The sequence below is a fragment of the Acidobacteriota bacterium genome, assembly GCA_016196065.1.
In the GTDB taxonomy this organism is placed as follows: domain Bacteria; phylum Acidobacteriota; class Terriglobia; order Terriglobales; family Acidobacteriaceae; genus Acidiflorens.
Map to the genome: position 1 here is coordinate 30,614 of JACPYL010000015.1, position 16,244 is coordinate 46,857.

Here is a 16,244-nt window from a genome sequence, read left to right on the forward strand (position 1 = left end):
GCCTCGACAGTCCGCAGAAAGAATGGTCAATTCTGCACTGTGAACGCATGGTTGTTGTTAAATCGCCATATCACCAACAACTCGACTTGGCAGAATGTTCAGGCAGTTGTTCGTGAAATCGCCTGGTTACATCAACAATGCTTTAGAATCGCATCGCCGTGAGTCTTCTCATCGTTGTCGCCGAGACGTTCGAGTTCCAGGACGGAACGCTACACCTCGCTCCAGCGGTGCCTTTCGCGATCGTTGAGAACTTGAAACAAGGCGACCAACTCGAATTACTACGCCCCGATGGGACCTCGGTCAAGACTAGGCTCCACTGCTTTGATTTTCTCGTGCCTAGCCGCGAGAAAATCGGACTCTGTCTAAACAAGCCCCTGACCAAGGCGGACATTCCGGCAGGTACCGAAGTCTGGACAGTCGCGAGCAGCGAACCGTAGTTGGTGTAAACGCCTGTTTACAACAGTCAAGCTTCAGGCACAATGTTCTCGTGAGAAACGATAAGAAATTCGGGTTAATCCTTTTCGCCTTGGGCATCGTGTTGATCCTTCTTGCAGCTTGAGCGATGCGGGGTAGCGGGTGAGGGTCTGGCGGGCTCTGAGTGTTAACGCCTGTTTACGCCAACTGGCCGTAGAATAGCGCCACTATGAGTATTCTTCGCTGTGTTGCTTTCCTGTGTTTGATCCAACTGTTCGGTTATGCTCAAGCTCCGCAGGAGCATGGCCTTGGTTTGTCGAGGCAAGCCGGAGTTACTGTTCGAAGGTTCTACGAGCAACTAGTATCTGATCCCGTCGAGGGCATTCCGACGCCGAAGAGGATGAAGGTACTATCCCCTTATCTAAGCAGCGCATTGATCCATAGAATCAACCAGGCACGTGCCTGTCGTGATGATTGGTTTCGCCTGCACCCGAAGAATGACGAAAAGGCACCGTCAACGTGGTTTGAATTCGGACTTTTCTCGGGTTTCGACGATCGAGGTCATCCATATGCTTTCCAGATTGACAAAACGGAATCGGAGGCCGATGGCTCTTTTCGCGTTTACGTGAGGCTAACAGAAGGTCCGGCGAAAAGACCGTGGAATTGGCAGGTTGCAGCCGTCGTAATGTCGAGAAATGGGCAGTTTGCAATCGACGATGTGATTTTTCTCGGAGATGAGAATATCGGCACTGAGAGTCGTTTGTCAGAAGTCCTTACGACCGGATGCGATGGCCCCCATTGGGTCGCGAATGGCAAGAACGCAAAGCCTTGAGTTTGCGATCCAAGGAAATGTCCTGACCTTACAAACATTGAGGCTCAGTAGGGCTGCGCGGCGGTGTCAGTCCCAGACAATCAGACTTGTGTGATAGTTGGCGATAAATCGCGATTTCACTCGTTGACCCGAACCGGCCAACTTCACCGCTTGTCTCGAACGGATTGCTTGATGAGGTACCAGCCGTACCAAAGGAAAGCTGTTGTCATTGCCCCGGCGAAGATTAGTACCAGCAAATCCGCAACCCCAAGCTGCGATCCCTGGAGTTTATGAAGCACAGCCACAAATATCGCAAGGCCACTGACTACAAGGCCGATGCCTAGCAAACGGTACCCTACGACTTGGACTGCCGGAATTTCGCGTCGGGAACGCACCACGCCATCATTCTATAAGCGGATCATCAATTGGCGTAATATCGCCGTTACACCAACAACCGACCCCCCAGTCAGTCTTCAGTCATTGAGTAACAGCACGGCGGCAGTGCCGCCTAGTCCATCGAAATAATGCCACGCTGCATGGCTACGGTTGCGGCTTCCGTGCGGTCCTTCACGTTTAGTTTTTCCAAAACATGGCTCACGTGGAGTTTGACCGTGATTTCCGCAATGCTGAGTGAGGCCGCGATTTCCTTGTTGCCCCATCCTTTTGCCACCATGCGAAGTACTTCCAGTTCGCGAGTTGTGAGCGAGCGATGTTGAGTTCGGGCAGCCAACAACTGAGCGACGGCTGGGTCGAGATAACGTCCGCCGGCAGACACTTCCCGTATGGCCCGCAGGAGTTCCTCGCGCATCGCACTTTTCAAGGTGTAGCCTCGCGCTCCAGCTTGCAGGGATCGAAAAATCTCTTCTTCTCCCGAGTGCGTGGAGAGCATCAGAATCAGCGCGTCGGGGAATTCTTCGATGATCGCAGCTGTGGCCTCCGCGCCGCTGGTACCGGGCAGGCGGACATCCATGATGACCAGAGTGGGCTGATGCCGGCGATAAGCGGACAGAGCCGCGTCGCCGTTGGCGGCTTCCGCAATCACCTCCATGTCAGGTTCGACATTCAGGGAAGCGGACAGCCCCATGCGCACCATGAAATGATCATCCACCACCAGAATACGTATGGGTTTTGGGTTCGACATCGGATATCGGTTGATCCTGGGAACTTACTTCAACAGTAACCTGCGTGCCGCGTCCGGGTTCGCTTTGAACCTGCAATCGGGTACCCAGTGACTCGGCGCGCTCGCGCATGTCCAGCATTCCAAAATGCCCCACCGCATTGGACTGGTCGGGCACAAAGCCACAGCCGTTGTCGCTGATCTTCAGAGTTACGCTTTCCAGCCCGTAGCGCAGATCGATCTGCATGTGAGAAGCATGGCCGTGCTTGACGGCGTTGGCAACGGCTTCCTGGCCGATGCGTAACAGGTTCATTTCGATCTTGCCGGCAAGGCGGACTGGCGTTCCACTCACGTTGACCTCGATGCCCGCCGCATTGCCCGCGATCAGGGGGCGCACAATCTGGCCGAGTGCATAGGGCAGATCGCCTTGTTCCAACAAATCGCACCGCAGATCCCACACCGAGCGGCGTGCCTCCACCATGCTGTGGCGGCTCATACTCCGTGCCGCGTCGAGAGCTTGAAAGGCGACGGGCGGTGCTTGCCGGAAACAATCTACGGCTAAGTCCAGCTGCATCGTGATGCCGGCCAACTCCTGCTCCAACGTGTCGTGCAGCTCGCGGGCGATGCGGTTCCGTTCTTCCAGTACTGCGCCATGCTGCAACTTCTGGCGGATGACGATCATCTGTCCGCGTACTTTGCGGCTTAGCACGAACATACCGGCCAGCACGACGACCAGGATTCCGCTCATGATGCCGACCAGCCAGAGCGCGTGCCGCAGGTTCCACCAGGGAGGAGATTGCAGGATCGTGATGTCCTGTGTTGAGCGCAACAGGATACGAAAAGATTGTGGGACTGACCAAAGGCCGCCGTTGCTGACCAGGCAAATACCCACAAGGCGCAGCTTGCTGTTCACCGGAATGTCGCGAGAAGGATCGAGTGGTCCGGAAGGGTCGATCAGGGCGTCAAAAATAATGTCGTCTTGCTGTAAGCGCAGGTGCCGGCCGTCCGACTCGTCATCGAGTCGAAGCAGAGTAGCGTCGGCTGTAACCAAAGCCCCGTCAAACTGTTCCCAGGGGATCGTGACGTCTAGCTTGATTGGTTGCGGAGGCGATGCCGAGCCCATGCGGTGAAACACTGCGTCCTCGAGCACAGGCGCGGAGGATCCCACCGCCGGAAACCCAATCACGTCGACGAGATCGCCAATGTTGAGTTTGGCGGACTGCTGGGTCAGCACGCGCAATCCCTGGCCATGGTTCTGGATGAAGAGTGTTCGGCCCGGTTGCTGGTAGGTCACCGTACCCTGCACGCGGACACGGTGCTGCGGTCCGCCGCCAGGAGAGAAACGCATGAGAGAGGAGAAGGGAACTTCTTTCGCCTGCATTTCGACTTTGATCAGGCGCAGGTCAGGAACGTAGAACAGCACGCCGATCAGTTGCCGCTGCGTATTGAACAGGCTGCCGCAGACTCCCTCGATCAGGACTTCACTGTCAATCCAGGATGAAAAATCCTGCTCCTGACTGATCGGGACACGAACCGCAAAACGGCCGCCTCCGGCAGCAATCGTCATAGCGAGCACGGTTTCCGGCCAGGAATTGCGATCGATGGAAACAGCCCGCACGATTCCGCGAACGCCTACCCATTGACTGTCTTGCTGTCCGCCCGCCAGTTCGCCGAAGGGGTAAATTGTGGTTGCAGGCAAATTTCCTTTGCCGATCACTCGTATTTTCAGCTCGCGGATCACAGGTGCGTATTTACCGGGGCCCGTGACTCCTTCCAGTTCGATCGAGTCTCCAAAATGATGATCGAATTTTGGAGACTGACTTCCCTCAACGTAGATGCCAGCGGAGGCGTCCTGTACAAAAAAGTCGGGAGAAGGAACATCGTCGGTGATCACTCCACGGATCTGGACGGGATATCCCTGGGCTGCTTGCTCCGGACTGAGTTGCCGTATCTGACTTGCCTGGGTCAGCAGCGGGAGGGGATGTGCATTCTGCTGTGACCACACCGTCCCGCTCAGCGCGAGCAAGGCGATTGGAAACAGAGCCCAACTCTTAGGAGAGCGTCGGATTGGAGACGGTCGTGACAAAGAGACTTTCTTCTAGTGCCGCATGTACGTCGAAGACCGCGCTTTTGAACCATTTCCTGCCGGTCACGAACAGTCATCTTACTCCCTGTTCACGATACAGAGGAAAGCAAGAGCTTGTTGCAGCCCGCCGAATCAATGTTCCTGCCGTTGCAATAAAAAAGCCCGCGGGTGGCCCCGCGGGCTGAGTGCAAAGACGCTAGAAGTAGAACTTGGCGCCCAATTGCAGAACGCGTGGACTGCCAACGCCGGGGTTGTAGGTGTTGGTGTACTGTCCCCAGTTCGAGGCTTTGGAAATTGCGATAGAGTCGCCCGTTTGCCATTGGAAGGGGAAGTGATCCACGTTCACGTTGAAATTCTTGGAGTTGAAGTTTGGATGGTTGAATGCATTGAACGCTTCCAGCCGAAGCTGGATGGAATAGCGTTCGCCGAACGGAATGTTCTTGAACAACGACATATCCCAGTTCTGCAATCCACCGCTTCGGAGAAAGTCGCGGGATCCACGGATCGGAGGGCCGACCGTGGGGGTGATTGGATTTCCGCTGCCATCAATCGCGTAGTAGTACTGGATGGCGCCCCACATGTTGGAGCCATCCACAGCGCCTGACTCGAACGCCCAACCGTTCCCAGTATCGGCCGGTGTGCCTGACATGAAGTTGGTCACGCCACTCAGTTGGTAGTTGTCGGTTAGATAGGACAGCCATTTCGGTCCGCCGAAATGCTTGCTGACGCCGGGAATGTCATACACATAGTTCGCGGCGAATACGTGCGTGCGATCCCAGCCCGCCGCACGGTAGTCGAGCAGGGCATTGAATGGGTTTTGCGTGTCCTGATCCGAGGTTGCCGTGGTCAAAGACTTCGACCATGTATAGACAGCGCCGAAAGTCAGGCCCTTACTGAAGCGGCGCTGCAACGAGACTTGCAGCGAGTTGTAGTTGGATGTGCCGTCGAATTGCAGATACGCAATTTGATCGTATCCCTTGTAAGGCACGAGCGGGGCGTTCGTATAACTCGGCCTGCCATAGGCAAGGCTGCCGCTGTAGTTGAGTCCCGCCGCTGTATAGATTGGATTCAAGCCGGGCTCGACGTCTGGAACCACGCCGCCTTCGAAGTTGGCGGGGTCCTGTGCTGCCCGGGTGAAAGCGTAGCCGTAGGGAATCGCGTTGATGTCCCGTGACGTTACCAGGTGGCGGGAGAGTGTGCCCACGTAAGCAACGTCGAGGGTAGTGCCGCGAGCAAGTTCATGCTGGATGCCGAAGCTGAAGCTGTACACCGTTGGAACCTTACCGTCTCGTGCCGCACCAACGATTCCACCCAGAACGCCGTTTCCGAAATCACCCTGCAAGGTCGGAAGGTTGGCGATATTGTTGGCCGCTACTTGTGCTTTTCGTACCAGGGCCGGGTTATTGAAAACAGGGTTGAAGATCAGGTTGCCCTGTACGCGATCGTGCATCATGCCAGCGCCGCCGCGAAGGATTGTCCTGTGGTTGTTGAACAGGTCGTAGGCAAATCCCAGGCGGGGTTCCGGCATGATTCCGCGGCTGTTCCATCCGCCGGTCGGGATTTGATTGCCGGCGGTAAACCGAATGCCGTTCAGAGGATCACCACCCGCTTCAGGATCGATGGTCCCGCCGGAAGTGATGGTTACCGCATTGTTCGAGTCATAAGCGTTAGGATCGAAGATCGCGATCTGATTCTTGGCATCATATTGCGGAGGAATCCAGGCAAACCTCATTCCGTAGTCGAGAGTGAGGCGGGGCGTGATCTTCCATGTGTCCTGGAGATAGAACTCAAGTTGGTTATAGCGGAAATATCCAGTGGGACGCGCGGTTGACTGATCAAAGCCGTTGAACTCGCCGATTAGCGCGCTGGCAAGAGGATCGCCTTTTGTGCAAGGGCCGTCGGGGCAAGTATCGGGCGCGGTCGGCCCGACATCGAAGTTTATTTCACCATTGATATTGCCCCACGCGATTTGATCCTTGCGGTTTCGCTGGTAGAACATCCCCCCCTTTAACGTGTGGTTTTTCAGGACCCAACTGAGGTTGTCGTTCACGTTGATGGTCGTGTTCGCTTGTTTCCACGGAGTCGCACCGAGGTAAGGTCCGGGGAAATTCGTTCCCGATAGTCCGCCGAAGTGCATGTCGGGAATGGAATCTGCCTGGGTGAGGGGGTACAGCAGCGGCATGTCGATTCCATTCTTGCCAACTGAGATGTTTCCACCCACGCTCTCAGCCAGTGAGAGTGTGTGGCTAGGGCCGATCGAGAATTCATTCAGGATGTTCGGCCGGATGGTGCTGACCAGGTTGGCGGAGAAGTTCCAGCCGGGGTGTTTCTGGGTGCAGCCGCCGGCGAACTGAATCGATGTCGAACAGGCAAAAATACCGAACGGTCCGGGGAATGGAGTGAAAGGAGACGCATCATTTTCGCTGTTGTGAATCCAGCGGCCATACAAGCGCTCATTCGGGGTGAGTTGGTAATCGACCCTGAGGATGTCTTCGCGACGTGGAGCATGGGCTGAGTATGTGGTCGAGAAATTGAAATCTTGTCCCGTTCCATATCCATCCACGTTGGGCAATGGATACAGGTTGAGTATTTTTTGAACGTTCTGGAATACCTTGAGCTGCGCGTCAGTCATCCCATCGGTGACGATCTTGTTGTTGACGATATTCGGACCCGCGATGGCGATCTGTTTGCCCTCACCGTCGGTGGACTGCGAAAAATCACCCTGCCGTTCCAGGGCCGTGGGCGTATAGAAAGTTGTAGTTGCGCCCGGCACCAATTGCCGGAAGAACTCCTGGCTCCAGAAGAAAAATAACTTGTCTTTCTTGATGGGACCACCCAACTGGTAGCCAACGTAGTTGTAGCGATATAAGCCTGGGTCGTTGTGTGGCGGATTTGCGATCGGATCCTTTGGATGTAATTGGTTGTACTTATTGAATGGTTCGTTCGAGTTCAATCCTTCATTGCGATGGAAGAAGCGTCCGTTACCGTGCCACTGGTTGCTGCCGCTCTTGGTAGTGATGGCGACCTGGCCGCCCGCGGCTTTGCCAAACTCCGCCTGGTAGTTTGAAGTCAGGATCTTCACTTCTTCGATCGCGTCCGGATTGATGGTGACGTGGGTCCCGCCATTGTTTCCTGTGTCGACGTTGGAAGCGCCGTCGATCGTGAATTCATGTTGGTTGGCGCGCGTGCCGTTGATGTTGTAAGAATCGATGCCGCCCGTGCCCGACTGATGCCCGTCGAACGTCCCGGACATGCCGGGAACCAGTTTCAAATAGTCGAGTACGTTGCGGCCATTCATCGCGACATCGTTCAATTGCTTGCTGTTGATCAAATCCGATCGCTCGCCCGAGTTCGACTGCAACTGGACCTGACCGGCGTCGGCACTGACCGTCACAGACTCAGCGGCCGCGCCCATCGTCAGCACAAATTCGCCCGCGTTCAGTTTGTCGGCAGCGCTCAAGGCGAAGCCTGAAGTTGCCAGCTTCTTGAAGCCGGAAGCCTCCACGGTGACTGTATAAGTTCCGGGATACAAACCTGGAGCGACGAAGTCGCCGGTTTCCGACGTCATGACCGTGCGCGTGAATCCATTGGCGGGGTTCGTGATCGTGACCGATGCGCCTTTCACCATGGCACCGCTAGGGTCTTTCACACTTCCGGAAATCGTGCCGGATGTGACCTGGGCAAATGAAGTGGAGCAGAGGACACTCCCAATCGCGAGTACTGCGATACAGAGTATGAGGACGGTCTTGATGCAGGGCGGACGGTTCATGATGTTATCTCCTTCAACGGACATGGTGCGCTCTCATTAAGTTCTGACACGATTCGCACCGGAATTCAGTGATGACAATCACACGATTGTGGAGGCAATACGACTGGAAAGCAGAGCACTCGCAGACGCGACCAAAGTCTATGAAACGAGGAGCAGCCTGTCTACCATACGATCGAATGGTGAGCGCACTATACGTTTGTATAGTTACTGAATCGGGTGCGGAGACGCGATCATGACATGACTGCTGTGTTTCGAATCCAGCGAGTCGGGCAGTATCTGATTTTTTCGCAGAACAAAATCGATTATGTACGCGAGGGAAAAATGCCACGCCAATCTACTCGAAGAAACTTTCTGAAGTTTTCGGCCGTTGGCCTGACCGCAACCGCTGCGGCCGCCCGAAATCCGTTTAAAGGAGGCGCAGCCACGAGCGCACCTCCAACCGGCGAGTTGTCGATGTGGGTAACCAATCAAAATCTGCGTTGCACGCGTGCGCCGGACATTTCGTGGAAGACATCTTCCGGCGGTTTCGCGGAGAACGTGATCACGATTGATCCGAAGAAACAGTTTCAGACCGTGCTCGGCTTTGGCGCGGCGTTCACGGACGCCGCCTGTTACATGTTCAACCAGCTCTCCACTCGTGTGCGCGCGCTGTTGTTCCACGAAATGTTCCACCCTTCCGAGTTGGGACTGAATGTCTGCCGCACCTGTATGGGAGCGAGCGACTACTCCACCAGCGTGTATAGCTACGACGAAGGAGAGGCCGATCCGACGCTGGAGCGCTTTTCGATCGCACACGATCGCGAATATATTCTGCCGATTTTGCGGGAGGCGCGAAGCGCCAACCCGGAATTGTTCCTGTTCTCGTCCCCGTGGAGTCCGCCGGGATGGATGAAATCAGGCGGCTCGATGTTGGGCGGTTCGATGCGGCGGCGTTACCTGCCGGCGTACGCGCAATACTTCGTCAAGTTTCTGCAAGCGTATGCGGCTGAGGGCGTCCCGGTGCAAGCAGTCACTCCGCAGAATGAAGTCGACACCGACCAGGACGGTCGAATGCCCGCGTGCATCTGGCCGCAGGAATATGAAATCGAATTTGTTCAGCATCTGGGACCGCTGCTCGAACAGAACCAACTGAACACAAAGATCTGGATGCTCGACCACAACTACAACCTATGGGGCCGGGCCATCTGTGAACTCGACAACCCGGCAGTACGCAAGTATTCGAACGCGATTGCATGGCACGGCTATGTTGGCGGCGCCGAGATGATGAGCAAGGTCCAGACGGCGTATCCGGATGCGGCAATGCATTGGACCGAGGGTGGCCCTGACTACACTAGTCCCAACTATCTGACGGACTGGGCGTCATGGGGCAAGACATTTGCTGCAGTACTTCGCAATGGCTGCCGGTCGATTACCGCCTGGAACCTTGCGCTCGACGAGAAAGGCCGTCCGAATCTGGGACCGTTTCCGTGCGGTGGAGTCGTAACCATTGATTCGCAAAGCAAGGAAATTACGCGCAGCGGACAATATTGGGCGTTCGCACATTTTTCACGGTTTATTCGCCGCGACGCGAAGCGATTCGATTCGCAAAGCACTGGCCGAGATGTAAGTCATATTGGAGTAGAGAATCCCGGCGGCCGGCGTGTCTTGGTTCTTTCGAATACTGGGGCCGACCAGACAGTGACGGTGCAGATGGATACCATGCAGGCGGCGATCAGCGTTGCCAGGGATTCCGTGACCACGCTGGTGTGGGATTGATCGAGGAAGGGGCGCCTGGGCCTTGATCAACTGAGCTCCTAAACTTCCGCCAGTTCTTCTTCCAGCAACTGTTTGTTGTAGAGGTCCGTGTAATACCCGTTGAGAGCAATCAGTTCGTCATGGGTGCCAAGTTCAACGATGCTGCCTTCGTGGAGGACGGCGATCCGATCGGCATTGCGAACGGTGGAGACGCGATGAGAAATAAAAATGGTCGTGCGTCCGCGCATAATCTCGCGCAAATGATTGAGGATCTTGTCTTCAGTGTGGGTGTCAACACTGGAAAGAGCATCGTCCAGTACCAGAATGCGTGGGCCGCGTAGTAGAGCCCGGGCGATGGCAGTGCGCTGCTTCTGACCGCCGGAAAGTGTAATCCCGCGCTCGCCGACGGTAGTGTTGTAACTTTCGGGAAAGCTCTCAATATCCTGTGCGATGTTCGCGGCTTCGGCGGCGGATTTGATTTCATCCAGGCTAGCCTCGCCCCGGCCGAGCGCGATGTTCTCGCGAATGGTCAGGCTGAACAGGAACGTTTCCTGGGGAACAAATCCGATATTGCGCCGTAAAGTTTCGAGAGGGAACTCACGAATGGGGCGGCCATCGATCAGCACTGCACCAGATTCCGCGTCGTAGATGCGCGCGATCAGGCTGACCAGAGTCGTCTTGCCGCTTCCAGTCGGTCCTACAATCGCAAGACTTGAGCCAGCGGGAATGCGGAGGTTCACGTTCCGCAGAACGGAAACTCCGTTGTATCCGAAATTCAGATTGCAGAATTCAACTTCGCCGCGCAGCTCTTCGTGGGGCTGACCGTTCCCAGAACTCTCCGTGGCCTTGGTGAGTTGCGATTCGGGAGCGACGGGAGACAACTCAGAATTGTCAGCGATCTCCGGCTTCTCCAGAAATATTTCGTTGATGCGAACGAGTGAGGCGGTACCACGCTGGAAAATATTAATGACCCAGCCGAGCGCGATTACGGGCCACGTCAGTTGCGCCATGTAGGTCGTGAAGGCGACGAAGTCTCCGACGTTCATGCGACCCTGGATGACTAGGCGTCCGCCCATCCAGAGAACAGTGACGGCTGCAATCCCGAGCATGAGTTCGAGCGTCGGCCAGAGCATCCCCATCAATCTGGCCAGTCCCAGGCTGCGGCGGATGTATTCCTGGTTGGCAGCCTCGAAGTTGGCTATCTCAGCGTCTTCCTGCACGTACGCACGGATCACGCGGGCGCCAGAAAAATTCTCCTGCGCTCGGGCCGAAATGTCCGAAAACATTGCTTGAATTCGTTCGAACCGCTCGTGGATGCGGCGTCCAAAATATTGGATGACGATGCTGGCAACGGGCAGGGGCAGAAATGCGTAGAGCGTCAGCTTCGGGCTGATCGCCAGCATGAAGGCCAGTGCTCCGGCGGTAAAGACAATGGTATTGGCCGAATACATGATCGCCGGACCAAGCAGGTTGCGGACGGCGTTCAGATCGTTCGTCGCCTTGGCCATGATGTCGCCCGTGCGATTGCGCTGGTAGTAGGAGTACGAGAGGCGCTCGAGGTGCGCGAAGAGGTCATTGCGTAGATCAAATTCAATGTCGCGCGAGATGCCGATGACCACCCAGCGAGTCAGAAATTGGAAGATACCCTTTACGAGCGCGACGCCGATCACCATTAAGGCGTAGGTTGCTAGCTTCTTGGGTGTGACTCCGGCGTTCAGGCCATTCACGGCCCTGCGCAGCACTTGTGGAAAGAGAATCCAGACGCCGTTATTGAAGAGGACGCAAATTCCGCCCAGCATCAGGCCGCGACGGTAGCGCGTTAGATAGGGGACGAGCGGGCGTAAACTCTTTGGCACCATGCAGTGTAGTAGATGAGATTGTAGCAGCGGCGGGTGCGCTTTTTGACAGGGTGGGCCATAGCACTACGTAAGCGGAGGCTAGCAGCAGTGCCGTCCAGAGCCACAGCATGCCTTCCGCGAAGAATGTCATGCCTGCGGAGAGGATCTCAGCGAGATGCATGGTCAGCTCCGAGCTACGAACTCCAGGCTGTGAAAGATCATCGCAAATTCGTATGAATCGCTCACAGCTTGAGTCCCGGCAAAAGTGCCCGGTCGAGACGGATTGCCTCCCGCTCGGCCGGGGTGTTAGGAGAGAAGTCGCTTGCTTTGCGTCAAACTCTTACTCTTGGTCGTGATTCTGCATATGTTCGCTCATGCGCGATTGATGTTTCGCCTTGAGCTGGGCCAGCTTTGTTTTCTGCTCGGGCGTTAGGATCTGCATGAGTTCCGCGTGGGTGCGAGCCTTCTGGACGAACAGTTCCGTCAATATCGGAGTGTTCTGCGCCGCGAGTGCGCGGACTTTGGCTTCGTCAAACGTGCCGCTGTCTTCCAGGGCGCTCATGTCCTTGTGGGCTTGCATGAGCTGCTTCATGAGCGGCTGGACCGTGGCCTTATCCTTTTCCCTGATGGCCTTGGCCTGGTCTTGTTGAGCCTGGGTCAGGTCGAGGGCGTCGGAAAGATAGTTGAACATGTGGTCGCCAAATCCGAAATCACCCATCGATCCACCGTGGTGATGCATGCCCTGCGCCAGCGCGGCGGCTACTGCCAGTACGACTACCAAGGCGGTTCCGGCTGCGAAAAACCGAGTACGATTTACTTTCATGTTTCCTCCTGAGTCCGGGGCAGACCGGATTGTCATGTTGATAGGAACACGTCTTCGCAATGGACGCGGTAAAGAGTCGGTCAAGCGCGGTAAAGTTTTGTAAAGCGAATCCTGGAAGATAACGGAATACAATCACAAATCTTTACCGAGCGGTGCCCTGGCGCGGTGTTTAATGAAGAAGAATGAGCGGCGCGGAATGACGAACCGGAATATGGATTGTGTACTCGTGGTAGACGATGACATCGAGCTGTGTGGCTTGGTGCAGGAATACCTGACCTCGGAAGGATTCACGTCGGAGGCTGTCCACGACGGGGAACAGGGCTTGCAGCGAGGGCTCTCGGGAGAATATGCCCTTGTCGTGCTCGATGTGATGTTGCCGGGGATCAATGGCTTTGAAGTGCTGCGCCGCCTGCGCAGCGTGTCGAAGATTCCCGTCCTGCTGCTCACCGCGCGGGGAGAAGACGTCGACCGCATCGTCGGCTTGGAGATCGGAGCCGATGACTACCTTCCTAAACCGTTCAATCCGCGCGAACTGGTGGCACGCATTCGAGCGATTCTAAGGCGAGCCAAACCGAGCAAGGCTGCTGACGCCGCTCCTGAGATTCTCGCCGTCGGCGATGTGGAATTGGATCCTGCAACGCGCAACGTCTACCGCGCCGGTGCTCCGGTGGACCTGACTTCCGTCGAATTCAATTTGCTCGAAGTCCTGTTGCGGGAGGCGGGACGAGTCGTGACTCGCGAGCGGCTGGTTAACGCTGTTCTGAGCCGGAAGTTCATGCCATTCGATCGCAGCATCGATATGCACGTCAGCAAAGTGCGGCGGAAACTCGGCGACTCGGAGGAGAACGGCGACCATATCAAGACGATCCGCGGCGTCGGGTATATGTTCGCGAGGCCGGGAGCGAGGGCGCAGAAGTGAGAAGCCTGTTCCTGCGAATATTTCTTTCGTTCTGGGCGGCGGTCGTGCTGTTCCTTCTGCTGGCATTGATCGTGATTCGCGCCACAACCCCCGCGCGTGAACCGGGCGTCGAGCTGGCCAAGGCGCTCGCGGAAGCGGTCAACGCTTTTCGCAGTGGCGGGGAGCACGCGGCGGGCCAATACCTCGAAGACTTACAGCATGCGCAACACATCCGGGCCTATGTCTACGATCCATCCGGTCGTGAGATCACCGGCCGCCTGGCGCCGCCCTGGATAGAAGAGATGCGGCGCACCGGGCAGCACCGTCATCATTCCTGGATGGAGGCCATGATGGCGCCGCGGCTGTCCCGCCAGTCCCTGACCATCGACGGCCAGCCCTACATGATCGTTGTGGAAGTGTTTACCGGGTCCACTGTTTTTTTTGGGCCCCATGAAATCCCTGGCCTCGGCCTCACCATCCTTGTGATCTCTTCGGGCCTGGTGTGTTTTCTACTGGCCCGGTCGCTCACCAATCCGGTGACGCGATTGCGCAGTGCGGCGCAGCGGCTGGCGGCGGGTGACCTGACGGCTCGCACGGGAGCTCCCAAGGGCGGACGGCGCGACGAACTCGCACAACTCATGCGCGATTTCGACCGCATGGCGGAACGGATTGAAGCTTTGATGGACGCGCAGTCGCGGCTCCTCAAAGATGTCTCTCACGAGCTGCGGTCTCCGCTGGCGAGGCTCAGTGTCGCGCTCGGGCTGGCGCGCCAGAAGGCGGCTCCGGAAGCCGAGACTGCGCTGAATCGTATCGAGCTGGAAGCCGATCGCCTCAACCAGTTAATCCAACGGCTGTTGACAATTTCGCGGCTGGAAACCGGCTCCAACGGAATCCTGAAGAAGCGCCTCTCGTTGCGAGAACTGTGCGAGGCGATTGCCCACGATGCGGAATACGAAGGACAGGGACGCAGGTGTTGCGTCGTCGCGGAACCGACCGACGAATATTGGGTCGAAGCGGCTCCGGATTTGTTGCGCAGCGCGATCGAAAATGTGGTGCGCAATGCAGTCCGCTATACGGCGGCAGGTACCACCGTCGAAGTCCACTTGGAGCGGCGAATTGGGGATCAGGGCGAAGAAATTGCGATTCGCGTCCTCGATTCCGGTCCGGGCGTACCCGAGGAGTCTCTGCAACAGATATTTCAGCCTTTTTACCGCATCGACGATGCCCGCAATCGCCAAACAGGCGGCGCTGGATTAGGATTATCCATAGCCGACAGGGCAATTCGGTTACACGGCGGCCGGGTGCGTGCATCCAACCGTGTTGAGGGTGGTTTAGAGGTCGAAATCCGGATTCCAGCGGCTCCGGCGTTTGCTCTTCCCGCCCATTCCTGATACACAAATATGTTTCAGCTCAATGCTTCAATCGCCGTGATGGCAGGCGGGCGAACGCCTGCGGACGGGAAGCGGCTGGGAGAACAGATGTCGAAGAAAATATCCGGATGTCTTACGTTGTTGGCCTTCCTTGGCCTCACCATATTTCTTGTGAACTGCGGCAGTTCGTCCTCGCGGCCGGCAGGCCTGCTATACGTGCTCAGCCAGGGCGAGAATAACGTTGAGTCCTACGCGATCGACCTGGGCAACGGTAAGTTATCGCTCACGAACAAGAAGGCTGAATCCGACACCGCCCCATCCAGCATCCTTCTCGATCCGAGCGGCAAGGCTGCGTTTGTACTCAATGCCGGAGACAAATCAAACCCGAGCTCTCTCACGAGCTATACGCTTAACGACGATGGTAGCCTAAGCGCGCCGACCCCCACTGCGCTTACGGTTCAGCATGCGGTGGCCATGGCGCGCGACGCAGCCGGGACATTCTTGGTGGTGGTGAGCCAGGGAGCGATACCCTTACCGCCGGGCAGTTCGCCTTGCCCACACCCCGAACCAAACACCGAATGTCCCGCGTTAACAGTATTTTCAATACAATCCGGCTCCGCAACTTTGAGCCAGGTCGGCGATCCGTTTTCACTCGATTTCGTCCCAACGTCAGTAACGACTTCAGTCGCTGGAACCTACAACAATCCGAAGGGCGGCACAGTTGCGGGAACGCTGGTCCACGTTACCGGGAACCAAGATCTGGTGGGCACGAGCGACAACACGATTTCGGAATTTGCGGTACAAAGTTCCGGTGCGGTGGTTGGTCCGCTGTTCGGATCGCCCTACACGACCGCATCGGCTCCTACTTCGGTGCTTGCCGTGAAGACCACACCCACCGGCGGGGCGGGCGGCCTTTTCGTTTATGTCACCAATGTCACGACCAACAACGTGACCGTATATCAAGTTTGTACGGTGGCGGATGGAACGAATTGCACCACGGACGATATTCAGAATGGCAAGATGATCTCGGGAGGAGCGGGAATTTCGGTGGGTCTGGATCCGATTGCGATGACCGCCGATCCGACCAATCAGTTTCTCTACGTGGTGAACCACACTTCGAGTTCGGTCTCGGGGTTTCGGATTAATCCGACGACCGGCGCACTCAGCGCTTTGAATCCGTCGACCGTGTCGACGGGATCAGGTCCGGTTGGGATCGCGATGCACTCCAGCGGGAAGTTTCTCTTTGTATCGAATAACTCCTCGAGCAATGTGTCCGCTTTTAACGCTGACATTACCAGCGGGGCCTTAAGCAATGCGGTCACCGTAACGAGTTCCGCGCAGCCGGCCGGATTGGTGACCAAGTAAATCGACCGCAGAGACGGGG

At 56.6% G+C, this 16,244-nt stretch carries 11 protein-coding genes; 6 read left to right on the forward strand and 5 right to left on the reverse strand.

The window, feature by feature from the left end; translation table 11 throughout:
• Positions 1 to 158 precede the first annotated feature (158 nt).
• Positions 159 to 437 (forward strand): hypothetical protein, encoded by a 279-nt coding sequence (locus tag HY010_16000; GenBank protein ID MBI3477235.1) that lies wholly within the window; start codon positions 159 to 161, stop codon positions 435 to 437.
• A gap of 206 nt (positions 438 to 643) precedes the next feature.
• Positions 644 to 1,246 (forward strand): hypothetical protein, encoded by a 603-nt coding sequence (locus tag HY010_16005; protein MBI3477236.1) that lies wholly within the window; start codon positions 644 to 646, stop codon positions 1,244 to 1,246.
• Positions 1,247 to 1,733: 487 nt separating this feature from the next.
• Here the strand turns inward: HY010_16005 and HY010_16010 are convergent, their stop codons facing one another.
• The 3 genes from HY010_16010 to HY010_16020 form a co-directional block, all read right to left on the reverse strand.
• Complete coding sequence (locus HY010_16010; GenBank protein ID MBI3477237.1) at positions 1,734 to 2,366, reverse strand: response regulator transcription factor; 633 nt, start codon at positions 2,364 to 2,366, stop codon at positions 1,734 to 1,736.
• Positions 2,326 to 4,428 (reverse strand): sensor histidine kinase, encoded by a 2,103-nt coding sequence (locus HY010_16015; protein ID MBI3477238.1) that lies wholly within the window; start codon positions 4,426 to 4,428, stop codon positions 2,326 to 2,328. The genes HY010_16010 and HY010_16015 overlap by 41 nt, the downstream gene beginning before the upstream one ends.
• A gap of 196 nt (positions 4,429 to 4,624) precedes the next feature.
• Entirely contained in the window at positions 4,625 to 8,197 is a 3,573-nt protein-coding gene (locus HY010_16020; GenBank protein MBI3477239.1) for a carboxypeptidase regulatory-like domain-containing protein, read from the reverse strand.
• A 321-nt stretch (positions 8,198 to 8,518) separates the two neighbouring features.
• Here HY010_16020 and HY010_16025 point away from each other — a divergent pair, with 321 nt between their 5' ends.
• A complete protein-coding gene (locus HY010_16025) occupies positions 8,519 to 9,952 on the forward strand; it encodes a glycosyl hydrolase (GenBank protein ID MBI3477240.1) in 1,434 nt (477 codons plus the stop codon).
• A 38-nt stretch (positions 9,953 to 9,990) separates the two neighbouring features.
• Here HY010_16025 and HY010_16030 read toward each other — a convergent pair whose 3' ends face one another.
• Complete coding sequence (locus HY010_16030; GenBank protein MBI3477241.1) at positions 9,991 to 11,787, reverse strand: ABC transporter ATP-binding protein; 1,797 nt, start codon at positions 11,785 to 11,787, stop codon at positions 9,991 to 9,993.
• 322 nt (positions 11,788 to 12,109) lie between these two features.
• Positions 12,110 to 12,592 (reverse strand): Spy/CpxP family protein refolding chaperone, encoded by a 483-nt coding sequence (locus HY010_16035; GenBank protein ID MBI3477242.1) that lies wholly within the window; start codon positions 12,590 to 12,592, stop codon positions 12,110 to 12,112.
• A gap of 211 nt (positions 12,593 to 12,803) precedes the next feature.
• Between HY010_16035 and HY010_16040 the strand changes: the two genes are divergently transcribed.
• The 3 genes from HY010_16040 to HY010_16050 are packed head-to-tail and all read left to right on the forward strand — an operon-like array spanning position 12,804 to position 16,225.
• Entirely contained in the window at positions 12,804 to 13,511 is a 708-nt protein-coding gene (locus HY010_16040) for a response regulator transcription factor (GenBank protein MBI3477243.1), read from the forward strand.
• Complete coding sequence (locus HY010_16045) at positions 13,508 to 14,881, forward strand: HAMP domain-containing protein (GenBank protein ID MBI3477244.1); 1,374 nt, start codon at positions 13,508 to 13,510, stop codon at positions 14,879 to 14,881. The genes HY010_16040 and HY010_16045 overlap by 4 nt, the downstream gene beginning before the upstream one ends.
• Before the next feature lie 9 nt (positions 14,882 to 14,890).
• The gene (locus HY010_16050) at positions 14,891 to 16,225 is read left to right on the forward strand and encodes a beta-propeller fold lactonase family protein (protein MBI3477245.1); all 1,335 of its coding nucleotides are present in this window, start codon (positions 14,891 to 14,893) and stop codon (positions 16,223 to 16,225) included.
• The last annotated feature ends 19 nt before the right edge of the window (positions 16,226 to 16,244 follow it).